Genomic DNA, 26999 nt, shown 5'->3' on the forward strand with positions numbered 1-26999 from the left:
GATGACCAATCAATTTCTTAAAACAGCACTTTGCCTTATCGGCATATGGTTTATAGGCTTTAAAGGTCAAGCCCAGGAAGTGCCCTTTACAGCCAGACTTACTGACGGCGCGGGCAACAACTACATCAACATAAAGGGTGACTATACCTTCTTGTCCAATAGTGTAATGAACCGCGTTTTCTCTAACGGAACGGGCGTGAACACACCATATAATGGTAATGGAAGTAACAACAGTCTACATATTGAATATGTGGATATAGATTCCGACCCAACTACATACAGTTCCAGTAGTTCCACTTTGTCCGTTCCGGATTGTTCCCAAATATATTGGGCTGGTCTATATTGGGCTGGTAACTATGATGAGGAGAGGAAAAACCAAGCGGGTGATTTTAATAATAATTTTACAGTAGACAATAATCATTATGATGTCACGGCCATAAAATTTATGGTACCCGGAGGCAGTTATGTAGACATTGTTGCAGATAACAATCCAGATCCAGTAGGAGATGAAGATGCCATTATTGTTGATGGTTATAACATTCTTCCCAATGATCCTTATGTATGCTATAAAAATGTAACGCCACTATTACAGGCGCTTGCCGATCCTGAGGGAGAATATACTGTTGCAAACGTTAGGGGGACAAGAGGGTCAACAAATCACGGTGCTGCCGGATGGACTTTAGTGGTCATTTATGAAAACCCAACCCTCACTGGAAAATATATTTCTGTCTTTGATGGGTATGAAGGAATAACCACACAATCTGGTAACAGAACGGCCGACATCACAGTTTCTGGTTTCAACACCATTCCTGTTGGACCTGTAAATGCAAGAATTGGAGTAAGTGCGCTAGAAGGTGAGACTTCTCTTTCTGGTGATACTTTTGGAATTATATCAAACAGTAGTGCAACCTTCACAGATATTACAAATGCGGCCAACCCAAACAATAACTTCTTTAATTCAACCATTTCAGAAGACGGGGTCAATGTCGCTACAAGAAACATAAACAGTACCAACGCCATTGGTTTTGATTCGGATGTTTTTGACTTAAACAATCCAAGCAATAGTATTATTGACAATGGTGATAACAGTGCAACTCTTAGACTTGGAACGAGTGGTGACTGGTTCGCTTCTTTTCTGGTCGCCTTTGGTGTCGAGATCATTGAGCCAGACATTGTTCTAGAGAAAAAGGTGGAAGATATTGCCGGTACTGATATTACAGGTCTCGGCGTTAATCTGGGCCAAGTTCTGGATTATGTTCTTTCCTTTGTAAATACAGGTAATGATGACGCAACCAATTATGTCATAAGGGATATTCTTCCAGCAAATGTAACCCTAGATGAAACCACCATAACGGTGCCCGCAGGCGTAACATATACTTATGATTCAGTTACTAGGGAAGTCGTCTTCTCAATTCCTGATAATTTAGTGGAAGAAGGAGATCCTATTTCAGAAATTAGAATGCGAGTGCAAGTGGCTCAAAATTGTTTTGATTTTGTAGATGCATGTACAGATATTATACAAAACTTAGCTTACTCTACCTACGAAGGAGTAATAAACTCCAACCAAATTAGTGATGACCCCAGTGTATCCGATTTTGATGATTGCGGCTTTACCACACCAGGGGCAACCAACTTTTTACTTGATGACTTAACGGCTTGTAGCTTTACTAGTACAGCAGAATTATGTGGTGCAGATGTCTTATTGGATGCAGGGGATAATTTTGATTCCTATACCTGGTATTTGGATGTGGATGGATCAGGGACAATAACCGCTGGTGATACAGTTGTAACGGATGCGGATGCGGATGCGGACCCTAGTACACTTTTAGTGGACACTCCCGGAACATACATCGTGGACAAACAGGTGGCTGACCCTTGTAAGGACTTCATAGAAATCATAGAAGTTACGGTTTTTGGAGCAGGAGCAGGGCTTACCAATCCAATTACTGACCTAATAAACGATACCACCAATACGGTTGATGGAGAAATTTTAATCTGTCCAAACGATGGTAGCGAATTGCCAGAAATATTTCTGTGTGGTTTAAATGATACCGAACTTATACAAATTAACATTCCTGCGGCAAGCAGTATTGTTTGGGAACAATTGGATGAAGCCAGCTGCGCTGCTGCAACACCAAACTGTGCCAACACTAGCAACAGTTGTACTTGGAACGCAGTGGGTGCCGGAAATGATTTTATGGCTTCAGATGCAGGTGAATTTCGTGTTACCGTCAACTATGCAAATGGTTGTTTTAGAAGATTCAACTTTAATGTTTTTAAAAACCCATTAGATCCACAATACAATTCCAGTGATATTATTTGTAACACCGATGGTAACATCACCGTAACCAATATGCCATTGGATTATGAGTACCGTCTAATAGACCAAGTATCAGGAACTGTTGTGGTCGGATACAATTCAAACCCAAGTTTTGACATCACTACCAATGGTGCATATACCGTTGAAATGAGACAGCAGGGCGTAACGGATGGTTGTGTCTTTGTTTTGGATAATATTGGTATCTTGGATAGAGATTTTCAGGTAGATGTTGTTCCTAGGGACACAGATTGTAATGGTTTGGGGGAGATAGCAATCTCAATTCTAAATGTAGAGCCTCAGTATTATTATGAAATCTCTCAAGGAGGAACAACGGTAGACACCTTTGGCCCTTCCAATGACAACAACTACACTTTCCAAAACTTAAATGATGGTGTTTATGACGTTGATGTTTCAACAGATGATGGCTGTGTTTATTCAGAGCAGGTTACCATTAATGATTTGACAGACCTTGATCTAACGGCAAGAGTTTCTCAACATATCACATGTAGAGAGGGTAATATTCAAATGGAATCTACAGGAGGACAAACTCCACATACCTATGCTATTTGGTCCTATATTGATGATGGGGGAACAACAGTAACTTCCTACCCAACGGTTGGGGATATTCCAGCAAGTGAATACCAAACAAGTGTCATTTTTGACATTCTTGATCCGGGTGATTACACCTTTGTTGTTGTTGATAGAAACAACTGTTCTGCTTTTTCTAACACGGTAACCATTTTCTTTGAGCCAGCTGTTCAATATACCACGGCAGAGACAGACGAAACCTGTTTTGGCGCCAGTGATGGAACCATTTCATTTAACATGACCAACACCAACGGGTACCAAGTAACCTTTTTCTTGCTAGATTCTGGAGGTGTAGAAATTGATTCCAACACATCAGGAAGTTTTACAAATCTTCCTCAAGGAGATTATTCAGTTCGCTTAAACCAAAGAAAAGGAAGTTCTTCCTGTGATTATTTTGAAAACTACACTATTGGAGGACCAACCTCGGGCGTATCAGGAAACGCCGTTTTAATACAAGACTACACCTGCTTGCAGAATGGAATTATAGAAGCTCAAAATGTTATTGGAGGTACTGCGCCGTATGAATATAGCATTGATGGTGTAAACTTCGTCAATGGAGCAGGAGCAGAACGCTTTTCCAACCTTACAAACGGAGCTCATACCATTACCATAAGAGATGCTAACAATTGTACATTTACCACTAATGCAATTACCTTAGACCCTCTAAATCCACCCACAGATTTAACCTTTACGGCTTCAACACCTAGTTGTCCTGCCTTAACATCAGATGTAACAGTAACAGTAGTTAACGGAAATGCACCTTTCGTATTTGAAATTACCGCACCGGCACCTGTTGCTGCAACTTCAATTACTGGCAATGCGGCTGATTTTGATGGCCTAGCTCCTGGTACCTACTCGTATAGAGTAACAGACAACAAAGGCTGCGTATACAACGAAACTTTTACCATAGATCCTGTTTTTGAAATAACAGTTGTTGGACAATTGGTGAGCAACATTACCTGTTTTACAGATACTGATGGCGAACTTTTGTTTACCGTAGCAGATTTTAATACCGATTTCGATTATAGCGTTACGGGTCCTGCAAACTTTTCAGGAAATGCACAAACCAACGGTTCAATTTCATTGACCGGTTTGGACGATGGAACCTATACTATTGTTGTAACGGATAATCTAACAACTTGCACGGCAACTGCCAACGTAACAATAAATGCACCTCCCGCAGCACTAACATTAAGTGCTTCGGAAACACAACCAACATGTCCTACAGATGGAAGCGTAATCCTTTCTTCAACAGGAGGATGGGGTGGTAATACCTATAGCCTAACCAATCCAGATACTACACCTTTCGGCACAAATTCTACTGGTGCTTTTGGTTCGCTTACCCAAACAGGAACATATACTGCATCCGTAACCGATGCCAATGGTTGCGTGGTTACCACAACCTTTAATCTTAATCCAGCTATTGCGCCGGTACTTGCAATTGTTCCAAACGATACCTGCTATGATGATGCTATCGGGTTAACCCTTACCGCTAATGTAACTTCCGGTGGTGATGGCAACTTTGAATATAGCCTTAATGGCGGTGCTTTTGGGCCAAGCAACGTGTTTGCTGGTCTAACCAATGGAACGTATACTATAGATGTGAGAGACGGTAAAAGTTGTACAGATTCTGCATCAATTACCATAAATCCAGAATTAAGTGTCATTGCCTCCGCTCCAAACATTACTGCATGTGCAACCAGCACTAATGTAAACATTACCGCTGTTGGAGGTGATAACAACTATGTATATGCAATTGTAGGTGATGGAGTTGCTCCGACACCAGGTGATTTTGCAACAACAAACCCAGTCAGCATAACAGGCGCAGGGGACTATGATGTTTATGTACGAGACAATGCTGGTAATGCTGGCTTTTGTGAAGCTTCTTTTGATCTTACAATTGTTCAAGATGCTCCATTGTCATTGTCCATTGTAGACACTGGAATTCAGTGTAGTGGTGAGGCTCAGGCCACTATTACCATAACAGCATCAGGAGGAGAAGCTCCATTTGAATATAGTATTGATAACGGAACAACCTATCAAACTTCAAATACTTTTGTAAATCAGGCCGCTGGAAATTATGATATTAGGGTAAGGGATGCCAATAATTGTGACATTTCACAAGCCCATAACATAACGGAGCCCTTTACGCTTTCCGCTTCAGCTGCAGTAACACAATTGGCAGAATGTAACCCAGGCCTAGGGGCTGAGGTAAGAATTACGAATGCTATTGGAGGTACAGCACCATATGAATACAGCTTTGATGGAGGCACAAACTATGTTGCCAGTCCAATTGGCTTCTTGCTTCCAGGAACCCACACTCTATATATTAGGGATGCAAACAATTGTACATTCCCAATGACGGTAACTATTGACCCAGAGCCAACCCCTCCAGGTGTAACGACTTCAATAGATTACGAATGTGATGGTGAGGGAATAATTACAATAACTCCTGATAATGCAGGATACAGTTATACTTACGAGATTGATGCAACTCCAAACACCCCAAGCACATCCAATGTGTTTGATAATGTGCTGGTTGGATCGCACACTATTACCGTTAATTATACAAACAATACACCCCCTGCGCCAAGTGTGCTGTTAACTGAAGATTTTGGTGTTGGGCCCAACATTCCAATCCCCGAAGTCGATACTGCTTTCTACTGTTATGAATCTCAGGATGCCTCTCTGGGTACATGTCCGGACGCCAACTTCCAGATCAATGATTTACAATATAGTGTTACCAGCAATATTGTAGCTCCTTTTGGTGCTTGGACAAGTCCAAACGATGCGTCCCTGACTCCTAACGGAAGATATTTAGCCGTAAACGTAGGTAACCCTGGAGTAAACACCGTTGTCTATTTTAAAGAAGATGTTGAGGTAATTCCCAATAGAGATGTCGAGTTTTCCTTAGCGGTATTTAACTTAGTTGATCAAGGTAGTGGTCTTATCGAACCCAACATCCTTGTAGAGCTTGTTGATCCATTTGGGGTGGTTATTTCTAGTGGAACAACAGGTTTAATTCCAGAAAATACCGGTCCTAACGACTGGCAAAACCTTACAATACCTGCGCTAAATCCAGGCGCAAACACCACAATTGATATCGTTATTAGGACCATTGCTACGGGCACCAGTGGAAATGATGTTGCCATTGATAATATACAAGCTACCCAAACTCCTGAAGTTTGTGCTGGAACATTGACCGTAGATGTTGAAGTAGAGGCCGGAAATGCTTTTGGAGCTTCAATAACCGGTTTTTCAGATATTACCTGTAATGCAGCCAATGACGGGACAATCACTTTTGAAGTAGAAAACTTCGACGCTGTAAATGGTTTTGAATATAGACTAGGAGGAGCAGGGCCATATACTACTGCTTTTGCAAGTCCAGTAACAATTTCAGGCCTTCCAGCTGCAGCTCCTCATAACATTGAGGTTAGAGATGTATTGGACAATACTTGTTCTATTCCATTAACACAAGCGTTAGCTGAACCTGTTGTTCTAGAGACAACAGCAGTGATTACTGATGGCATAACCTGTATAAATGGAGGTGCAACCATTACGGCCTCTGTTACCGGGGGAACGCCGGCATATGAGTACCAATTAGAAGATGGTGTTGGCGGAGTGATTACTGCCTACCAAAATTCAACAATATTCTCAGGTCTTGCAGCCGGAGATTATATCGTGCGCGCAAGAGATGCAAATCTTTGCGAGGACCCAATAGACACTGCGTTGACAGTTGCTCCATTTATTCCAGTCACCTATACTTTTACTGCCTGCTATGGTGGGAACAATGATGGTACAATCCAAATTGATGTGACTGCTGGAAATAATGATTATGAATTTAGTTTAGATGGAGGGCCTTGGGTAACACCAACTCCGTCAACTGCAACAACACATACATTTACAAATCTTCCATCTGGAAATTACACCATTAACGTAAGGGATGGCTTTGGATGCACTGGAACATTAGAAAATGTCACCATACACCCGGCTCCAACGATTGATGTTGTTGATATCAGCACTTGTGCCGATGGAAGCATAACCGTAACTGCCCCAGCAGCTCTAACGAATTTGGAATATGCATTTGTGCCAACAGCGACAAGCCCTACAGGGTTATTCTCTGCAACAAACACGTTTGCCGTAACAGCAGGAAATGATGGAGACTATGATGTTTATGTTAGAGATACCTCAGCAGCAAATGCATACTGTGATTACGTTGAAACTGTAACCGTTAATCCTGCAACTCCATTAACTATTACCAATACACCAACGGACCCTCTTTGTCATGATGGTACAGGTTCCATTCTTGTTGATATTACTTCTGGAATCAGTCCATACATCATTCAGATTATTGACCTTGACAACGCAGGGGCTTCAGACCAAACAGATACTAATGTATTGACAACCAGTAGAACCTACTTCAACCTAATGCCAGGAGATTACACTATAAATGTAACCGATGCCACAGGCTGTACAGTTTCCGAAACACCGGTAAATATTGCTAATCCAGATGAGCTTACGGCTACAATTTTAGGTGTTACGCCAGCTACATGTACAGGAGATCCTAATGATTTTGGTTTTGAGTTCACTGCTTACCCAACTACTTTGGGAACTATTCAATTTAGCGCGGACGGAGGAACAACATGGGTTGTCAATACTACACCTGGAACCACTGACCAATTTACAGGATACAACTCTGGTAATGTCGTAAACCCTTCTATGCGAATAGTGGATGGGTCAAATAACACCGTATGTCAAACTGATTTTCCTCCATTTATCATTCCATATCCATTGGATGATTTAGATATTACCATTTTACCAATTATTGTTAACTGTAACGAATTACAGGTAACCGTAAGAGGGCAGAACGGAACGGATCCTTATGAATACACGTATTCAGATGACCCAGCAAACTTTAATCCCGCTACGGCCACATGGACAGCTCCTTTGCCATTAGGTACAACACATACATTTTTGGGGTTGGTGCCAGGTAGAACGTATACATTCTATGTAAGGGATTTTGCAGGTTGTGTAAGGGAAAGTAGTGTCAATGTAAACGACTTAATTGCCATTCCGTTAGACATCACATCAACGATAACTCCAACCTGTTCTGGAGCAACAAATGGAAGTATAACATATACCGTTACAGATACTCAAGCTCCTTTTGGACCGCAATTTAGATGGGAAGTCTTTGATATGAGTTCTGGTGCTCCTGTTTCCGTAGCTAATAGTGGAGGAAATGTTGCGTTTTCATCGCCACAAAATGTTACCATACCAGGTCTTGGTGCAGGAAATTACTTTATAGAAGTAGTTGAGGTAGACGGCGGTGGAGTTGATAGCTGTATTGGTGCTACTGAAAATGAATTATTGGAAGAATTGGATCCGTTAACAGGAACGCCAATTGTCCTACAAAATATAAGCTGTGATAATCCAGGATTAATCCAGGTTCAAAGTCCATTTGGTGGTGGCGGTACATACACTTATACTGTAACCGGACCAGCTCCTTTTGTTACAATCGTATCTACATCGGACAACCCAATAGAGATTCCTGCAAACTCACCTGCCGGAAATTATCATGTGACCATGGAGGATCAATATGGTTGTGCTGCGCCTTTAGGAAATGTTGCATTAACACTTACTCCAAACCCAACAATTGATGGAATCGTGGTGGACAACTGCACCAACCCGTCAACAGTTACCATATCGGTAACTAGTGCTGCCGCTCAGGTATTGTATTCTTTGGACAACGGAGCTACATATGCGGACAACGGAGGTATCTTCAATAATGTAACCGCCGGAACTTACAATGTTGCCATTTTGGATAGCAATGGTTGTTCTGCTACAAGCACGGTTACGGTTCATCCTATTCTAGAGGTGGATATCGCACTTACAAAACTATTGGATTGTTCTGGAACTCCAGATGCCCAAATAACCATTGAGGTCCTTTCAGGTTCTGGCGACAACTTGGGGTTTGCAGGAAGCTACGATTACGAAATTGTTGATGGAACGGGAACTGTGGTGAGCAGAACTGCATTGCCAAGCAATCCTTTTGTCTTTAATACAACAACAGTTGAGAATTATACCATAACCATTTTTGACAATAATACCTCAACTCCCTGTACACGAGTATCAAATATAGCTGTTGACCCAGCAATTATGCCATCCTTTAGCATAGATTCAAACACTGATGTTACTTGTAACAGTGATGATGATGGAACCATTAATGTAAGTGCTATTGATAATGGTATAGGCCCTTATGCCTTTGAAATTATTTCTGGCCCAGGAAGTGCCGCAGTGTTCCCAATTTTGCCTGCTTCAAACAGTGCTTCGACGGCTTCGTTTGCTGGTCTAGAGGGAACCGCTGCTGGAATAACTTATACTATCGAGGTTACAGCAGCGAATGGTTGTACCACAACACTAACGCAAGTAATTACACAGCCTGATCCGATTACCAATGTGTCAACAGAAGTAGTTGAGTTTGGATGTGCCACTGGAAACAATAGGGACAACGCAACCATTACCGTGAATACTGGGACTACTCCTTTGCCTACGGGACCAATTGTGGGTGGTAGCGGAACCTATGTTATCTATGAGTTTATTGAAGAAGATGACCCTAACACTGTTCCTGTTGAAGCCCCTGTAGTTGTTCAGTCTGGAGCAAGCAATGTATTTACTGAGACAGATCCTGCAGGTGGAAGCTATACCATAAATGTTTATGACAGCAATGGTTGTTTTGCAACAGTAACGGAGACTATTAATCCATTTGATGAATTACTAAGCGCAAGCGTAGCAGTTGACGTAGCCGCTACTTGTGTAACCGGTGAAGACATCACTATTACCGCTACAGGTTCTATAACAACTTCTGTAACAACCCCAGCTAACTATGAGTTCAGACTTTTATCTGCAGGTGCTTTTCAACCTTCAGGAAGTTTCACTGGTTTGGCCGTAGGAACCCATAACTTTGAGGTTAGAAACACGGTGACTGGATGTATCATTGCTGTGTCACATGAAGTCGTTGATCCACAAGTGCTTGATTTAATTGTGGTGAACACAACCAATATTACCTGTTTTGGTGACACCAACGGTACGGTTGAGTTTGATCTTCAAGATGCTGGTGCTGTAACTTATGCAAGCGCAACAAATTATACGCTATATTATGATGTAAACAACACGCCAACCAACTTGGCAGATGATGTTACTTCAATTGGTTCAGATGCAGATGGTAGTTTCACTATAAGCACCCTGGCAGCTGGAACATATTTCATTGAAGTAGAGGATACAAACCCTCCTGGATCAGCTTGTACCTATACGCAATCATTTAATATTGCAGGTCCAAGTGTTGGCATTTCTGCAAATACCCAAGTTACTCCTGTAACTTGTGCTCTTGGTGATGGTAGTATCGAAATTATTAACCCTGCTGGAGGATGGGGTAGCTATACCTACTTCGTAGATTTGGCTTCCAATCCTGCACCAACATTCCCTGGAAGTTATCAGGCTTCACCGCTGTTCTCTGGTTTAGCTGGTGGTGTTGGCCCAGGAACTGATTATCAGGTTTGGGTAGCAGATCAAAACGGATGTGAATTCCAGTTGCCAAATGAAAACTTGGTAGACCCTGCTCCAATTGTAGCTGATTTACAAATCAATCAAGAAAATTGTACTAATCTTCAAGGTGAAATTGAAGTAGTGGGTATTCCTGCAGCTAACCCTGTAACGGGTGGTCAAGGAAGCAACTATACGTATCAACTTGTTCGAAATGGAGCCAATGTTGGTTCTCCACAAACAAACCCTGTTTTCAGTGGTCTAGGTGAAGGGTCATATGAAGTGTATATAGAAGATCAATGGGCTTGTAATACCTTGGTTGGACCAGTAGTGTTGCTCAATGCGATGACTGCAACTCCAACTGTGGTAAAACCAATTGATTGTACCCCTGATCCAGGTGGACATGTGACCATTAATGTAACTGGTGGCTCTGCCAACCTAAACTACGATGTGGTTTTCCCTGATGGATTTACAACAGCAAACAATACATCCGGTGTGTTTACAGGGCTTGTACAACCAGGAACCTACACCTTTACGGTTACAGATGGGGATACTGTAACTCCATGTGTGGTTACGGTAACTCAAGATTTAGACGATAAAGTAGATCCCGTTATTACCAATGTGATTATGAATCCTGTAAGTTGTAATGGTGGTTCCGATGGAAGTCTTACTGTAGAATTGGATCCTGCTTCTGCAGTCAATCCGATTTATACTTACGAGCTTTACGAAACTTCTAACCTTGTTACACCATATAGAGCTGCACAAAACAGTGCCATTTTTGATAACCTTCCTCAAGGAGATTATCGTGTGCGCGTAATTTCATCTAGGTCTTGTGATGATTTCCATGATGAAACCGTTACGGAGCCTACTGCTTTGTTGGTTTCTGCTTCGGCAACACCGTTCTTGTGTAACGCTAGTAATACGGTTAATACATCAACCATTACCGTTGCTGCGGGCGGAGGAACAGGGCCTTACTTGTACAGTATAGACAACGTTAACTTCCAGACCGCAAATACATTTGATGTAGTAGATACAGGAGCTGTACAAAACATTACGGTATTTGTAACGGATGCCAACTCTTGTCCACAAACAGCAATAGTTGCACCTATTCAGCCAATTAATGTGTTCACTGTGGCAGTAACTCAAAACTTAGCAATTACATGTAACAATGATGAGGAAGTTTTGATTACGGTTACAGATGATGGAAATCCTGCAAACAACTATACCTATGAATTGTTGCCAGTAGGCAATGCCTTGGGCACACTTACAGGAACACCAACAAATGTTACCACAACTTTTGATTTAACCGATTCTGGCAGTTATACCTTCAGAATTACGGACACAACAACAGGTTGTTACGTAGATACTGCTCCATATGAAATTCTTCCTTATGATTTGATTGAAGTGGTTGCGACAGCAACGGCTCCCGCCATCTGTTTTGGAGATACAAATGGAGCTTTAGAAATCAATATAACAGGATATACAGGAACATATGATTATCAGGTTTTTGATAGTTCCAACAATCCTATTGGTCCCTTAGTGAATACAGATACCAGCGTAAACCCAAGACCAATTACAGGTCTTTCGGGAGGAAATTATTATGTAAGGGTAACCGAAACCGCCAACCCATTATGTAACGAAGACTCAAACACGGTAACCATAGCTTCTCCGGATAGGGCCTTAACCGCAACACCTGTTGAGGCGGCCAACGTTACATGTTCCAATGACCAAGGTGAGATCGAAGTGTCTCCTGATGGTGGGTTTACACCATATAATATTCAATTGACCAATACGACAACCGCTCAGGTATACAACGCCAATAATGTTGTAAGTTTTGTATTCTCTGGTCTTTCTGCCGGAACATTTGATGTTCAAATAACGGATAACGCGGGCTGTATCATCAATGAGCCTATTGTACTGGTACAACCAACGCCAATTACTGCAGATATTGATGCAACCCCAACAAACTTGGTTTGCTACGGTGATACCAATGCGACTGTTTCTGCCATTAATGTGTTGAACGGTGAAGGAGTTTATCAATATCAATTGAATGTTTATGATCCCGCCGGAACAACTATTGTTTCTTCTTCTGGTGCCCAATCAAGTCCAGTTTTTAACAACATTGGGGCCGGAATATATAGTATTACTGTATCTGACGGATGGAGTTGTGGTATGGAAACCATTCAGGTTACCATTTCCGAACCTGCTGAAGTTATGGCAAATTTGATTCAGTTAACACAACTTACCTGTACCGCTCAAGCCCAAATAGAGCTTTCAGCAGCAGGTGGTACTGGACCTTATGAATTTAGTGTAGATGGAAGCCCTGGCTCATATGCAGCAATGGCTGGAGGAACAACTCATACATTCACAGTGCCAGCAGGTCCATACCAGTACTATGTCCGTGATGCTTTTGGCTGCGAGGCCATGATCTCTAATCAAGTAACGGTTGACCCTATCGTTCCTTTATCAATTAATATTGATGATAGTGCCGCCATGATCAATTGTACGGGCGAGGCATCTGCCACCATAGCAGCAACAGCTGTTGGTGGTCTTGGGAACTATAGCTATGAACTCTTTTCTGACCCTGGGCTGACTGCTTCGGTAGCTGGGCCTCAAACTACAGGTGACTTTGCTGGTCTTGTAGCAGGTCAATACTATGTTCATGTTATTAGTGTGGATTGTCAGGCAACAAGTACAGTGATTGACATCATTGATCCTGCTCCGTTGCAAATAGATAGACAAGAATCTACAGATGTTACCTGTGCCGGTTTAGAAGATGGTACCATTACTGTTGAGGTTTCTGGTGGAACTGGTGAAATATTCTATGCCATTACCCCCAACCTTGACCAGTTTGATACAGAAAATACTTTTACTGATCTTGCGCCTGGTATTTATGATGTTATTGCCCAAGATAGAAATGGTTGTTTTGAAATCTTCCAGTTTGAAATAATTCAGCCAGCACCTATTCAAGTTCAGGCAATAAATGTAATGCATGAAGTATGTTTCAACAGTGCCGACGGTTCTTTTGAATTAGATATTACCGGTGGAACAGCACCTTACGAATCAAGTCTCAATTCCAATGCCGATGCAGACTATGTTCTAGACCAGGTCTTGTTCCAAAACCTTCCTGCAGGAACCCATGTGGTGTTTGTAAGAGACGCTCAAGGTTGTGAATCCAATGTTTTTGTTGAGATTAACCCAGGCGTTAATTTGGCCGCCACCGTAACACCAATTTATGAGTGTTCTGGTAATCTGCCAACCAACCGTTTGGAAATAGTGTTTGAAGACCCAACGGTTTCTGGGGATGTGCTTTATGGTTTGGATACTTCAGATCCTGCGATGATGCAGTTGACCTCGGACTTTACGAATATCCCGGCTGGTGACCACACACTGACCATTTTACATTCAAATGGTTGTCCAAACACCATCGATTTCAGCATTACCGGATTTGAGCCATTAACACTTGTTCTAGAAAACAGTAATATCAATGAAATTACAGCTACGGCTGAAGGAGGTCTAGAAGATTATACTTTCTTCTTTGGAGATGTTGATAATGGAACTGATAACACTTTTATAATAAATAGAACAGATACTTATCCTGTAACCGTTATTGATCAAAACGGATGTGAGGTTACAATGGAAATTTTTATGGAATTCATAGACATAGAAACTCCAAATTTCTTTACTCCTGACGGTGATGGTCTAAACGATCGCTGGTTACCCGATAACCTAGAGGCCTTTCCTAACGTACTAATGATCATTTTTGATCGTTATGGTAGAGAGCTCTATCGTATGGGATATGGCGATAGTGGTTGGAATGGAATATACAACAACAGCGACCTTCCCACTGGTGACTACTGGTACATCATTAAGCTTCAGGGCGAGACGGATGACCGTGAATTTATTGGACATTTTACCCTTTATCGACAATGATAGCTTAACCTACAACATCATGTTAAAAAAACTATATACCTCTATCTTTATACTCTCGCTAACCATTGGCGTGAAGGCCCAGGAACTGACCATTCCGCAGCTTTCCCAATACATTGCGGACAATCCTTTTTTAATGTCCCCAACCTACGCCGGAATTGGAGATCATATTAAAGTTCGACTTAACGGGTTAACACAATGGGTGGGTATTGAGGATGCTCCTGATACACAAACCTTGGCCGCAGATGCACGAATAGGAAACCGGTCCGGGATTGGCATGCTCATGTACAATGATAGCAATGGAGAAACAAAACAAAGGGGTGCCAGGGTTTCATTTGCTCATCATCTTATTTTAAATAGATATGATGATATTTTCCTTTCTTTTGGTATATCCTATAATTTTAATCAATTTAGAATTGATGTAGAGAATTTTGTGGATAATAATGGTCAGCTACCAACAGATGATAAGTCAACAACCAACCATAATTTTGATTTAGGTATTCTGTATCGTTTAAACAAATTCTATATCAGTGCAAATGCTTCTAACATCCTAAACAAGGATTTAGCGCAGTTCAACCCTGTATTTGAGCCGAACACGTTAAGAAATTACTACGTGTATGCCGGAGCAAGCATATCTAAAAACAAAAACAGCAAGTTGGAATTAGAGCCCTCCGTTTTCTTCCAATGGTTTGAAAGTGATGGCCGTTCCGTTACAGATGTGAACGCAAAATTCAGGTTCCATGATTTTGAGGATTATTACTATGTTGGACTTACTTATCGTTTTTTAAATGATCAAGTAGGAAAACCATTATATATTGCACCAATAGCTGGTCTAAAAAAGAGTGATTTCTATTTTGGTTATTCGTATCAGGTAATTACCAATGAAATTCTAGGGTACAGTTCTGGTACCCACGTTCTAACTGTGGGTCTAGATCTTTTCCAAGGTATTAGCAATTGTAGGTGTATGTACTAATTATTTGGTTTAACCTATTTTTGTCCCGCTTAACAAATACGTTGTGGGGAAAATTAGACTAAATAACATTAGGGTACACTCCAATCATGGGTGCCTTAAAGAGGAAATGTTAATTGGCAGTGATTACCGAGTGGACCTTGAGGTCTATGCTGATCTATCCAAACCTTCCCTATCTGATAAACTTACGGAAACCGTTGATTACGTTCATTTGAACAACATTGTTAAGGAAGAAATGGATATCCGGTCCAATCTTCTGGAACATGTTGCCAAAAGGATATTGAACCGTGTTTTTCTAGAAATAGAGTCTGTGACTACAGCTGAAGTTCAAGTTTCAAAAATTAACCCTCCTATTGGGGGAGATGTGGAAAGTGTCACCGTGGTTTTAGAGGCCAAAAGGCCAAGATAATGGTTTGGGTAAGCTAAAAAAGTAGTACATTTGCACCACTAAAATGGCATCGTGGCCGAGTGGCTAGGCACAGCTCTGCAAAAGCTTGTACAGCGGTTCGAATCCGCTCGATGCCTCTTCAAAACCCAGCAAAATTGCTGGGTTTTTTATTCGCTTATTCTTTCAATACCTTCTTTAATATTAAATTTTTCTTTGGGTAAAAACCCTTTTGTAATCAATACTATTCCGCATACTATCAAAACTATGCCCAATCCTTTCTTTATTAATACAATCCTTTCTTGTGTCAAATACTTTTTAAGTTGCTTTGCAAGCAATATCTTAATAAGGTCTGTGGCAAAGTAAACAATGATAACAGTACTAAAAAAGACTATTATTCTATTTGGACTATTGTCCAAACTGGGCCCAACAATCACAATTAATCCCAACCAAAATGCAAGCACCCCAATATTAATGAAGTTTAGCAAGAAGCCTTTAATGATAAGGTTTAAATACGTTCCCGTTGAAGCTTTTACATTATCTTTTTTTGAGGCTTTTTTAATGAATATTACTATTCCGTATACCAGTAAAATCATTCCGCCAAATACAAATAGACCTGGTTGGTTACTCAAGTTTTCCAACAACTGGAAACTACTAAAATAGGCAATGACCAGAAAAACAATATCTGCTATAATAACCCCAACATCAAAACTTACACCGGCCCTAAAACCTTTTGTAGCACTTGTTTCCAATAAAACAAAGAAGACTGGTCCTATCATAAAGCTTAATAGAAACCCTAATGGAATAGCCGTTTGAATGTCTTCGATCATTTTCTCAGTTCACTCTTTTTATTTTACCTCCAAATACTGTTTTTTCGTCCATTTTCAATGGATCTCCATATACCAAAACCTCCCCTCCTGCCTTAACATTGGCCTTCACATATTCAGTTGCATAAATATTTGCATTGCCCCCGGCATTTACTGTAATTGTGGTGTATTTTGTTTTGAAACCTTTACCATCATAGATTCCCCCAGTATTGATTATAACATCTTGATTATCTGAAAACCCTTTCACTAAGATTTCTCCTCCAGTTACTGCCTTTATTAAAAGCTGCTCTGTTTGGCAATTAACTGCCAATTCTCCACCTTCTTGTGCTTTAAGTTCTAAAACACCCTGAATAAATGGTTCTTCAGAAGATATTCTTGCATCCTCGTTTACATCTATTACCTTAAGTTCTTCTGTATAGTATAGGTCTATAAGTGTTCTATAACCGCTAAAGATTTTATCTATTTCCATCCGCAGCTTTAGAACACCTGTATTATTGACAATGGCAACTTTTTTTGTGTTTGCACCTGTTATGACGGCTCTGTTTACATCAGATTTTATAAGGTTTATGGAAAGACCATCAAAACCCTTTACTTCTGTAAATCTTTCAAGTTCTTGCGTAATCTTTTCTTCTTGTGCACATAATGTTTGAAAAGAGAACAATATCAATAAAACCTTTACTGTTTTCATAAGTTATAAATTGATTCTCAATGCATAACAAAATTTATTCCAAAAAAGTATCCTTATTTTTTACCAATCAACGAAAAATCTAAATGCCGTTTGATCAAATCTGTGCTTTTGACCATTACCTTTACCTCATCTCCTAGTTGATACATTCGTTTGGAACGTTCTCCAATAATTGCAAATTGTCTGTCATCAAAAACATAGTAATCATCTTTTATATCACGTATCCGAACCATTCCCTCACATTTATTTTCTATAATCTCTACATATATTCCCCATTCCGTTACTCCAGATATCACCCCTAAAAACTCACTGTCCTTATGATCTTCCATGAACTTGATCTGCATATACTTAACAGAGTCACGCTCCGCACTGGAAGCTAACAATTCCATGTTTGATGAGTGCTTGCATTTTTCTTCATATATAGTTTGCTTTGGTGGCTTTCCGCCATCTAAATAATGCTGCAACAACCTATGTACCATTACATCGGGATATCTTCTTATTGGTGATGTAAAATGACTATAATATTCAAAACCCAACCCATAGTGACCAATATTCTCTGTAGTGTAAATGGCCTTGCTCATACTTCGAATTGCCAAAGTATCTACCAAATTCTGTTCTTTCTTTCCTTTTACATCTTGCAATAACTGATTTAAAGAACTATTGATGCTCTTTTTATCTCTTAGGTTAATACTATGTCCAAATCTTGAAATAACCCCATTTAGAGCTATTAATTTATCTTCATCTGGGCGGTCATGAATACGATAAACAAATGTCTTTTTTTGTTTGCCTATAAATTCGGCTACTTTTTTGTTTGCCAAGAGCATAAACTCTTCAATAAGCTTATTGGCATCTTTTGCTTCTTTAAAATAAACCCCTTCTGGTTCGTTATTTTCATTAAGGTTAAATCTAACTTCAATCTTATCAAAAGAAATGGCACCATCATCCATTCGTTTTTTGCGCATGATTTTGGCAAGCCTGTTAAAAGTCAGTGTAGCATCAACTATTTCTTTAGAAACTTTGTAGCTACCTTCTCTAATAGAAATGCCCTCGGGAATAGTAGCTTGTTCCGTTTCTATAATATGTTGCGCCTCCTCATATGCAAAACGTTCATTCGAATTAATAACTGTTCTTCCAAACCATTGGTTGGTCAAATTAGATTTTTCATCCATTTCAAAAATGGCAGAAAAAGTATATTTTTCCTCATTGGGCCTTAAAGAGCATGCATTGTTGGATAAAACCTCTGGAAGCATTGGAACGACCCTATCAACCAAATACACCGAAGTTGCCCTTTCATAAGCTTCATCTTCTAGAATCGTATCCGGCTGCAAATAATGGGATACATCTGCAATATGGATTCCTATTTCAAAGTTGCCATTTTCCAGTTTTTTAAAGGAAAGTGCGTCATCAAAATCCTTGGCATCTTTAGGATCAATAGTAAAGGTGAGCACATCTCTCATGTCTCTCCGTTTTACAATCTCCTCTTTTTTTATGGAAGTATCCAATGTCTGCGCAAACTGTTCCACCTCATAAGGAAATTCATATGGCAATCCATACTCTGCTAGAATAGAATGAATTTCTGTGTTGTGCTCTCCTGGTTTTCCAAGTATTTGAGTTACTTCTCCATACGGAGAATCAGCATCTTTAGGCCAATCACCTAGATCAACTAAAACCTTATCCCCGTCTTCTGCATCTTTAAGCTTCTCAAGAGGAATGAATATGTCTTTGTACATTCTGGAGTCTGATGGTCTTACGAAAGCAAAGGTTTTTTGTTTGTCAACAATACCAACGTATGATGTTTTTTTTCGTTCTAGAATCTTCGCTATTTCACCTTCTGGTTTTTTCCCATTACGCCGGGGTTTAAGAAAAACTTCAACACTATCGCCATGCAAAGCCTTATTTAACCTGTTATAGGGAACAAATATGTCATCTTCCATTTCATCAACCACTATATAAGCATTTCCGCTTGAGGTCAAATCCACTTTTCCTGTAAAATAAGTGTGCAAAGAAGGCTTTTTCTTGAACTTTCCGCGACCTTCTTCTATGATTCTATCGGTTGATTTTAACTGCCCTAGCCGTTTAATTAATTCATTTCTGTCCTTAGTATCTGTAATCCCAAGTTTAGCAGCAATTTGCTTGTAATTAAAACTTTTGGAGGGTTCTTTTTCCAGTATTGTAAAAATGCCTTTCGTTATCTCATTCTTTCTTTGACTTCTTGTCCTCTTCTTTTTCTTTGACATTTATATTTTTAATTTCCGGAAAATTACAAATTAAAATCCTTGGCTACTGAAGTAACATAAAACTAATCCAAATCAAGAAGAAGTTTTATTAACACTATTAAATAATATTATTTTACTTTTTTTTAAATTAATATAAAAATGATGATAATGATTGCTTGTTGAAATGTGGAATAAAATATCTATTAAAAAATTGCTTTGAACACATAAAAGTTTTTGTTCACAATCTATAACATTGAAATTAGACTAATAATCAATTATTTACACTTCTTATAAACGATATTTAATAAGTGATTTCAACAGCTAATTTTTAAAAATTAAATAATGACGAAATGTTAACTAATAGAATTTAATGTTTCTTATATGTTGATTAATTTTTAATTGAATAGATATTGATGATTGAATAATAATGAGTAATGGAATTATTTTAGAGAAAAACAAAATTTATTTTTAGTAAAACAATAAACAAATAGACTTGTTTTACAAATGTCTGACAATTAGGGAAATGTAGAGGTTCTGTATTTTTTTGTCAACATACCTCCGTTAAAAGAATTGTACCTTTGTAAAGCATCAAGTTAAAAGAATAACCATGAAAGTAGCAATAGGAAATGATCATGCTGGCACAGACTATAAATTAGCGATTATTGGTCTGTTAAAGTCCAAAGGTATTGAGGTAATCAATTACGGCACCGACGGCACCGATAGTGTTGATTATCCTGATTTTGTGCATCCTGTTGCCACAGATGTAGAAGAAGGAAAAGTTGATCTTGGTATTGTAATTTGTGGAAGTGGAAATGGAGCAAGCATGACGATTAACAAACACCAAAAAGTTAGAGGAGCGCTCTGTTGGACCAAAGAAATAACGGCCTTGGCAAGAGAACACAATGATGCGAACATATTAAGTCTTCCAGCTCGTTTTATAGCTCTACCACAAGCTCTGGAGATGGTGGAAACTTTTTTGAACACAGAATTTGAAGGAGGCCGACACGAAAGAAGAATTGAAAAAATAGCCTGTAGATAGCATAAACCAAAACACATGGGGCACCACCACCATGGTCACTCACATTCACACGACGACTTAAAAGGAAGAAACCTATTAATTTCCATTCTTCTCAATATAGCCATTACCGTTTCTCAGGTAATTGGCGGAATTATCTCTGGTAGCCTTGCGTTATTATCTGATGCACTTCACAACTTTAGTGATGTTCTTTCCTTGATCATTAGCTATATAGCAACACGTTTGGGAAAAAAGAAGGCCTCAAGCCTTAAAACATTTGGTTACAAAAGAGCGGAAATTATGGCTGCCTTTGTTAATGCTGCAACACTTGTAGTAGTGGCTGTAATATTGATGATTGAGGCCGTAGAGCGCTTAATGGAACCTAAGGAAATAGAGTCCAATCTAGTTATCTGGTTATCATTGTTCGGTATTTTAGCCAATGGGTTTAGCGTTCTTTTATTAAAAAAGAACGCCAATGAAAACATGAACATGAAATCAGCCTACCTACACTTGTTAACAGATATGATGGCCTCGGTAGCTGTATTTATAGGAGGGCTTTTAATGAAATTTTATCAAGTTTACTGGGTAGATGCCATATTAACAATGGCGATTGGGGTTTATCTTATTTATATGGGGTATGATCTATTAAAAGAATCTACAAAAGTATTGATGCTCTTTACACCAAAAAGTATTGTGGTTAAAGAAATTGTAGAATCCATTTGTACTATTGAGCCGATAAAAAATGTACATCATGTTCACATTTGGCAGCTTAATGAAGAAGAGATTCATTTAGAGGCCCATATTGATTTTAAAGAAGATATTAAACTCTCAGAGTTTGATGAAATATTGGACAAAATAGAAGAACACGTTTATCACAAACACGGTATCAACCATGTTAATATTCAACCTGAGTTTGATAAATGTGATTCTAAAAATGTAATTGTACAGGATTAATGGAGGTTGTTGTAAAGACATTTGAAGAACTCACAAACACAGAACTTTATCAATTAATGCGGTTAAGAAGTGAGGTTTTTGTTGTGGAACAGGACTGTGTTTATCAAGACTTGGACAACAAGGACCAAAAAGCGCTCCATGTTTTAGGAAAAAAAGACAATAAAATAGTTGCATATACCCGAGTGTTTAAACCAGGAGATTATTTTAAAAACACCAGCATAGGCAGAGTGGTAGTACATGAAAAAGAACGAAAGTTTGGATATGGAATGATTATAATGGAGGCCTCACTGAAAGAAATAAAGAAAAGGTTTCCGGATAATTCCATTGAGCTTTCTGCGCAGACATATTTAGTAAAGTTCTACACCAGTTTAGGCTTTAAAGTCTTTGGGGAGGAATATCTTGAAGATGGTATTCCACATATAAGAATGATCAGAAAGTAAGGTTACACAAATTTTTTGCCCACACCCGCTTCAATTAAAAAGTCTAGTTTTAAAATCAGGTTTACTGGTTTTTCTGCCTTATTTTTTCTTGAGAAAAAAAGATATCCCTCACTTTTTACATTTAGTGCCTCTAGCGCTAATTTTCCATGGAAAGTTTTCACGGAGGTCACAATTTCTTGTAACCGTTTTTTTGTCAACCCACGGCATTTTAAAAACTCAATAAGCTTTTTTCTGTTTATAAAAGTTATGCTGCAAGAGGTAAACGTGTTTTCTTCATCAGCATAAATATTGGTGACCAAGGCATAAAAATGCGTTTTCTTGTTTGGGTCAAACAACCAGCCTTGTTTTTTAATCCCATTTTTTTCATAGAAAAGCTCAAATGCGAAAGTGGGGAGACTATCATTTATATAATCCAATTGCGCTTTTTCATCAATATAAAAAACAGCATCAACAAATTTGCTGGAAAGGACAAGGTCTATGCCTTTTTTTTGCTCCTCAAGAGCATAAACCCTCTTAAAACAGTATCGCTTTAAGTGCCTTTTGTAATATTTGTCCAGTAATTTAGATAATTGTTTTTCTTTGTCTAAGTCCGATTTAAAACTACTTTTCAACCTCTGTTATTTTTTTAAACAAAACAGCTCCAATTTTCTCAACAACACCTACTACAAGGGCATTTCCCATAAAAAAGGCTCTCTTTGTATCTGAGATTCCCTCTAACTTGGTGTGGTTGTCCGGAAACATGTTCAATCTTTCCAGCTCTAAAGGCGATAATCTTCTAAGACCTTTGTTGGTTGCAATCACATGTTTAAACCTTGAGGGTGATTTACCCCCTTCTCCCGTAATAATTGTTCTTGAAGGTTGATCAAGGGCATCTGGAAAAACCATGCTGCCCTCACTATAATTATACTCAAAACCAGCTTTGGTTTTTCGAATTTCTTTTTTTGCACCCTTTAGGTACTCCCACTTTGATAAATCGGTTTCGGAAATGAAAAGCTCCTCACCGGCAGAACCATTTTCCAAAATATCCGAAAGAACAGTTCGGTTTTCATCATACAGGGAATTGATTTTTAATGTGGACACAGTTCCATCCACACAAATGCCCGAGTTAAAAAATGGGGAAAGGGACTTTTCTGCATTAAAGGATTCAGATAGACATACCAAATCCTCATTTAAGAAAAATGACGTTATATTTTGTGTGGTATTTTGAGCAGGAAACGCTGTGGCCACAACACCCTTTTCCAACAACCATTCTTTGGGTACAGGATTCTTTATTTTTTTATAAAGTTCGGTGGACTTATGGTAGCCTAAGAAAAACACCCTTCTCCTACGCTGTGGCATACCGTAGTCCGCTGCATTGATGACCCTCCACTCCACGGCATAGCCCAAATCATTTAGACTTCTGAGCATAACCGCAAAATCTCTTCCCCTTTGGTTTGAAGGGGATTTTAGAAGACGGTCAACATTTTCTAAAAAAAGGTACTTAGGCTTTATTTTTTTTTCTGTAAGAATACGATGAATGGACCACCAGAGCACCCCCTTTTTTCCAATAAGCCCTTTAGAATTTTTAAGCGTGGTGGCAACAGAATAATCCTGGCAAGGAAAACCGCCCACTAAAACATCATGATCTGGCACTTCAGATGTGGGCACTTCTTCAATATTGGTGTTGGAATGATTTTTAGCCCCAAACCTAGCTTCATAGACCAAAGAAGCGTGTTGTGCTTTTGTGGAAGGCTCCCATTGGTTGCTCCAAACCACGTTGTAATGGCCCGTATTTTCCAGACCCAGGCGAAAACCGCCAACTCCGGCAAAAAGTTCGCATACCTTTAGTTGTTGCATGGTCAAAAATAAGATTTGTTCATTGGGATGCCAACATAACCATACTTATTCTCTTTTTGTGTCAACCGAAGTTCTTCGCTATTCTTTCATTATTTCATTTAACTCCTTGACTTTCCAACCCTTATTTTCTGTTATAAAAAGCTCAAACATTGCGGCGTGACTTGCTCCGGCCAAAACCATGATTCTTTGGTCGGACGAGCCTGTGTTCTTTTGAATTAACGACCACATATATAGATTTCTCTTGAACCATTCAGAAGTTAAAAAAGGTCCAGAAAAATCGTTAGGCGTACCAGCCAATAACATTAAATTATTATGAAAATGGTTAGAAAAACTGCGCATTTCTGGGCTGTTAAGATAATAGGTGAGATCCAAAAGCGAAGCACCTGATACAATCTTGTTATCAAACTCTGTGGTAAATTTGGCAATGGCGTCCTCTATCTTTGATTTAAGTTCAGGTTGATTACTTTTTTCAATATCGGCCATGACATCCCCAAAAGGAAATGTTGTTTCATTATAGTCAATACCATAAACAGTTTTTAGGTTGTTTTCCTTTGCTGTTCTAAAAGCCAACTGAAATATTTCGTTTTTAAGATAAAAGTCAGAAAGACTATCGTTTTGAAAGTACTGGCCCTTTGTGTACAGATGATATAAGGAATCCAATTCTTTTTGCTCATTGTAGGGCCATTCCACAAATACTTTGGTTGGATTGTATTTTTTGATGTTGGACGAAATCTTTTTTAATTCTTGCTGAGACTTTTCGTTCATTACGTCGAATGATTTGGTCTTGGCAAGATCAGCACCTGGGTTATTATAATGAAAGGTGCCAATAAGCAAGACTTCTTTGGTATTGGAATTGTCAACAAGCTTTGGTGGCGATTCTTCTTCTTGACCGCTACAGCCAAAAAGTAAGATTGCAAACAGTAAAAAGGACAAGGAAATCTTCATGGTTTCTAAAATTGATGAGCTACAAATCTCTTAATTATTGTGGTCTTAAAATTGTAAAACATTTACCCATTGTTAAAAATCCAATGGATATTGCTCTTCTCTATGGTTGATAGGTTTTTAAAGAACTTTTTTGGTGAGAGGCCGGTCAACATTTTAAAGTTTGAGACCATGTGCGATTGGTCAAAAAAGCTGGTTATATAGCTAAGTTCGGTTAGTTTTGTTGTTTTGTCAGAAAGCTGCATCTCCAACAACGCTCTCCTAAAACGCAGTATTTTTTTGTATTCGGTTGGTGTTTTGCACAAGTGCCTTTTAAAATGCTTTATAAAAGTCTTCTGACTAACCCCGTATTCATTCGCTAAATAAGATGAAGTTATATTGGGCTGTTCACCTATCCTATTTATGGCATCACTAAGGAAGGGGTGTTCAAACCCGATAAGTTTTTTAAGCCAATACGCTTCCAACCCAGAAACAAGCAAACTTTTGTCATTGACCTTCAGCAAGGCTATCATGGACTCTGTGTAGTCTGGAAAGGGAATGAAGGGGTCAAAGTGGCTATTGCTGTATGCTTCCAAAGGGTTTTCTAAAAAAGCATTAAGCCCTAAAGGTTTAAAATAAATACAGACTTCTTTAATGTCTCCTTGGTATTGAAAACAAATGGGCTTATTGAATCTACAAACCAAACTCGTTTCTAAGGGCTTTGATGGACAAAACTGGGTAGTGACACCATTAGGGTTAATGATGTTCTCCGCGTTGCTTACAATGGCTATAACAGAAAATAAAGTAGGAAATGTTAGGTAACTTACTTTTTCCTCATTTTTTGAATGCGTAAGGATGTAATAGCTTTCAATATACTTTTGAAGCTCTTTGTTTTTTGGCTTAAAAGTTTCAATCTTCATTCTGGACTATTGAACCCATAGATCGTTGTTTGCATGCCCGCAATCTTCCATTCTCCATTTACTTTTTCCATTAACCTTGTTTCACGTTTTAGTCCACGGAGAGAATCTTGTTGTTCATAGGTAACCCAAGCTCCGTTTCCATAGAGCCTAACATTTATTTTTTCTAACAACTTTGGAACGGGTTCAGGCTCAGGGTGTTCTTCAATAAATGTTTTGACGAATCTACTTATTTCATCCCAACCAACAGATTCGGAAAAGGTACTATCCGCAAAATCTATGTATGTTTTTGTTATGTTTTTATCATGAACCCATTTTTCTTTCCATGCTTCATAATCCCTATCAAAAGCAGCTTTGGTCTCACTGTTCAATGTTTCCAAAATAGCTTTTTTTTCATTGTCAAAATCCACAACCTTATTTTCTACAAGGGCTATAGTTGGCTTTTTTGCTTCTTGACAACTTGTTGCCAATAGCAACAGTATACATGCAAAGAAAATTTGGCTTTTACCGGTCATATGCTATTTTTCATAAGTTAAAAATATGGCGTCTATCTGCCCTTGAAAATTTCGACTAAATATTAAAGTTATAAATTTTCATTTTTGGCGCTGAAGTTTTTTCAAAGCTCAGCCATACTTTTAAAAATAGCCCTGCTTAGTGGTATAGTAATAAAAAACATGGTTGGAACAACCAAAACTGTCAGAATCAAAGTTTTAACAGGTAGTATTACATTGAATAAAATAGGCTCTAAAAGGTACAAAACCATGGTGATTAGCGGATAGATAGCCAACCAGTTAATAAGCAAAGTTTTTATTGAGTTGTTTTTTCTCATACGAATACAATTTCAAATGGAGTAAGGCCTAGTGTTTCATTAAATAAGCACTATACCCCTTTGTGGGATATAGCGCTTGAAAGTCAGCGTGCGGGTTAAATATTATTGTATAAAGCTGTTGAATTGAGCCTCAAAACCTCCTGCATCTATTGTTCCTTTTCCCATTTCTTCAAAAACCGTTTCGGGAAGGGTTGCTTTAAACCCAAAACCATTTGCTAAAATATCGTAAACAGTTATTGCACTTGTTAGGCCTATTACATCTTCAATTGTTTGGTCATTCCACCCCTTTGCCCTAAGACCATTAATGTCGTTTTCGGAAATATTTTTTGAATCTATCGATAACTTGCGCACAAATTTTAAGACCGGTTCAATCCTTTCTTGTCTAACCTGAAGATGAGATTCATCAAAAGAATTTAGAACGCCTTTGTGGATTGCTGCACAAAACTCAGCGCCATTGGATTTTGAAACTTCCAATGAAATAAGTTCACGCTCTTTCCAGGTTAATTCAGATTCTTGTTGCGTTAAATTATCCAGATATCTCATTATTGGTAGATATCTTTTGGGGTCTCTAACCAGTACTTCTAAAAAATTCTCTGTGTTTTTTGTCTGCTCTAAATATGCCATTTT

General features: G+C 38.9%; 15 protein-coding genes and 1 tRNA gene. 7 read left to right on the forward strand and 9 right to left on the reverse strand.

Annotated features, from left to right (window positions below):
• Position 1: 1 nt before the first annotated feature.
• The 4 genes from DKG77_RS03340 to DKG77_RS03355 all read left to right on the forward strand — a co-directional run bounded on the left by DKG77_RS03340 (position 2) and on the right by DKG77_RS03355 (position 15872).
• A complete protein-coding gene (locus DKG77_RS03340) occupies positions 2-14380 on the forward strand; it encodes a T9SS type B sorting domain-containing protein (RefSeq protein WP_109660175.1) in 14379 nt (4792 codons plus the stop codon).
• Positions 14381-14399: 19 nt separating this feature from the next.
• A complete protein-coding gene (locus DKG77_RS03345; protein WP_243414812.1) occupies positions 14400-15350 on the forward strand; it encodes a PorP/SprF family type IX secretion system membrane protein in 951 nt (316 codons plus the stop codon).
• Between the two features lie 43 nt (positions 15351-15393).
• Complete coding sequence (gene folB / locus DKG77_RS03350; protein WP_109660179.1) at positions 15394-15756, forward strand: dihydroneopterin aldolase; 363 nt, start codon at positions 15394-15396, stop codon at positions 15754-15756.
• 45 nt (positions 15757-15801) lie between these two features.
• Positions 15802-15872: transfer RNA gene (locus DKG77_RS03355), tRNA-Cys, on the forward strand.
• A 30-nt stretch (positions 15873-15902) separates the two neighbouring features.
• Here the strand turns inward: DKG77_RS03355 and DKG77_RS03360 are convergent.
• Genes DKG77_RS03360 through rnr form a run of 3 tightly spaced genes read right to left on the reverse strand, consistent with a single transcriptional unit; the run spans position 15903 to position 19481 of the window.
• Positions 15903-16562, reverse strand: coding sequence for a LysE family translocator (locus DKG77_RS03360; RefSeq protein ID WP_109660180.1), 660 nt, complete (start codon positions 16560-16562; stop codon positions 15903-15905).
• Positions 16563-16566: 4 nt separating this feature from the next.
• Positions 16567-17247, reverse strand: a complete 681-nt coding sequence (locus tag DKG77_RS03365) for a head GIN domain-containing protein (protein WP_109660182.1) — start codon at positions 17245-17247, stop codon at positions 16567-16569.
• Between the two features lie 53 nt (positions 17248-17300).
• Positions 17301-19481: a ribonuclease R gene (rnr, locus tag DKG77_RS03370; RefSeq protein ID WP_109660184.1), complete on the reverse strand. Its 2181-nt coding sequence runs from the start codon at positions 19479-19481 to the stop codon at positions 17301-17303.
• Positions 19482-20067: 586 nt separating this feature from the next.
• Between rnr and rpiB the strand changes: the two genes are divergently transcribed.
• The 3 genes from rpiB to DKG77_RS03385 are packed head-to-tail and all read left to right on the forward strand — an operon-like array spanning position 20068 to position 21869.
• Positions 20068-20499, forward strand: coding sequence for a ribose 5-phosphate isomerase B (rpiB, locus tag DKG77_RS03375; RefSeq protein WP_109660186.1), 432 nt, complete (start codon positions 20068-20070; stop codon positions 20497-20499).
• Positions 20500-20514: 15 nt separating this feature from the next.
• Positions 20515-21429, forward strand: coding sequence for a cation diffusion facilitator family transporter (locus tag DKG77_RS03380; RefSeq protein ID WP_109660188.1), 915 nt, complete (start codon positions 20515-20517; stop codon positions 21427-21429).
• Positions 21429-21869 carry a GNAT family N-acetyltransferase gene (locus DKG77_RS03385; protein WP_109660190.1) on the forward strand — a complete coding sequence of 147 codons (441 nt, stop codon included), beginning with the start codon at positions 21429-21431 and terminating at the stop codon, positions 21867-21869. Before DKG77_RS03380 ends, DKG77_RS03385 begins: the two co-directional genes overlap by 1 nt.
• A 2-nt stretch (positions 21870-21871) precedes the next feature.
• Here the strand turns inward: DKG77_RS03385 and DKG77_RS03390 are convergent, their stop codons facing one another.
• The 6 genes from DKG77_RS03390 to DKG77_RS03420 all read right to left on the reverse strand — a co-directional run bounded on the left by DKG77_RS03390 (position 21872) and on the right by DKG77_RS03420 (position 26996).
• Positions 21872-22480, reverse strand: coding sequence for a hypothetical protein (locus DKG77_RS03390; RefSeq protein WP_109660192.1), 609 nt, complete (start codon positions 22478-22480; stop codon positions 21872-21874).
• Positions 22470-23705 carry a DNA (cytosine-5-)-methyltransferase gene (gene dcm, locus DKG77_RS03395; protein ID WP_109660194.1) on the reverse strand — a complete coding sequence of 412 codons (1236 nt, stop codon included), beginning with the start codon at positions 23703-23705 and terminating at the stop codon, positions 22470-22472. Before dcm ends, DKG77_RS03390 begins: the two co-directional genes overlap by 11 nt.
• A 78-nt stretch (positions 23706-23783) precedes the next feature.
• Positions 23784-24650 (reverse strand): DUF5694 domain-containing protein, encoded by an 867-nt coding sequence (locus DKG77_RS03400; protein WP_109660196.1) that lies wholly within the window; start codon positions 24648-24650, stop codon positions 23784-23786.
• 62 nt (positions 24651-24712) lie between these two features.
• Positions 24713-25546 carry a helix-turn-helix domain-containing protein gene (locus DKG77_RS03405; RefSeq protein WP_109660198.1) on the reverse strand — a complete coding sequence of 278 codons (834 nt, stop codon included), beginning with the start codon at positions 25544-25546 and terminating at the stop codon, positions 24713-24715.
• Positions 25543-26058 carry a hypothetical protein gene (locus DKG77_RS03410; RefSeq protein WP_109660200.1) on the reverse strand — a complete coding sequence of 172 codons (516 nt, stop codon included), beginning with the start codon at positions 26056-26058 and terminating at the stop codon, positions 25543-25545. The genes DKG77_RS03405 and DKG77_RS03410 overlap by 4 nt, the downstream gene beginning before the upstream one ends.
• A gap of 416 nt (positions 26059-26474) precedes the next feature.
• Entirely contained in the window at positions 26475-26996 is a 522-nt protein-coding gene (locus tag DKG77_RS03420) for a carboxymuconolactone decarboxylase family protein (RefSeq protein ID WP_109660204.1), read from the reverse strand.
• Positions 26997-26999 lie beyond the last annotated feature (3 nt).

Source organism: Flagellimonas aquimarina (assembly GCF_003149745.1).
In the GTDB taxonomy this organism is placed as follows: domain Bacteria; phylum Bacteroidota; class Bacteroidia; order Flavobacteriales; family Flavobacteriaceae; genus Flagellimonas; species Flagellimonas aquimarina.

Excerpts from the sequence above, each read along its gene's own strand:
- DKG77_RS03340 (WP_109660175.1), top strand. The coding sequence starts at position 2 with ATGACCAATCAATTTCTTAAAACAGCACTTTGCCTTATCGGCATATGG.
- DKG77_RS03345 (WP_243414812.1), top strand. The coding sequence starts at position 14,400 with ATGTTAAAAAAACTATATACCTCTATCTTTATACTCTCGCTAACCATT.
- DKG77_RS03360 (WP_109660180.1), bottom strand. The coding sequence starts at position 16,562 with ATGATCGAAGACATTCAAACGGCTATTCCATTAGGGTTTCTATTAAGC.
- DKG77_RS03365 (WP_109660182.1), bottom strand. The coding sequence starts at position 17,247 with ATGAAAACAGTAAAGGTTTTATTGATATTGTTCTCTTTTCAAACATTA.
- rnr (WP_109660184.1), bottom strand. The coding sequence starts at position 19,481 with ATGTCAAAGAAAAAGAAGAGGACAAGAAGTCAAAGAAAGAATGAGATA.
- rpiB (WP_109660186.1), top strand. The coding sequence starts at position 20,068 with ATGAAAGTAGCAATAGGAAATGATCATGCTGGCACAGACTATAAATTA.
- DKG77_RS03380 (WP_109660188.1), top strand. The coding sequence starts at position 20,515 with ATGGGGCACCACCACCATGGTCACTCACATTCACACGACGACTTAAAA.
- DKG77_RS03385 (WP_109660190.1), top strand. The coding sequence starts at position 21,429 with ATGGAGGTTGTTGTAAAGACATTTGAAGAACTCACAAACACAGAACTT.
- dcm (WP_109660194.1), bottom strand. The coding sequence starts at position 23,705 with ATGCAACAACTAAAGGTATGCGAACTTTTTGCCGGAGTTGGCGGTTTT.
- DKG77_RS03400 (WP_109660196.1), bottom strand. The coding sequence starts at position 24,650 with ATGAAGATTTCCTTGTCCTTTTTACTGTTTGCAATCTTACTTTTTGGC.
- DKG77_RS03405 (WP_109660198.1), bottom strand. The coding sequence starts at position 25,546 with ATGAAGATTGAAACTTTTAAGCCAAAAAACAAAGAGCTTCAAAAGTAT.
- DKG77_RS03410 (WP_109660200.1), bottom strand. The coding sequence starts at position 26,058 with ATGACCGGTAAAAGCCAAATTTTCTTTGCATGTATACTGTTGCTATTG.
- DKG77_RS03420 (WP_109660204.1), bottom strand. The coding sequence starts at position 26,996 with ATGGCATATTTAGAGCAGACAAAAAACACAGAGAATTTTTTAGAAGTA.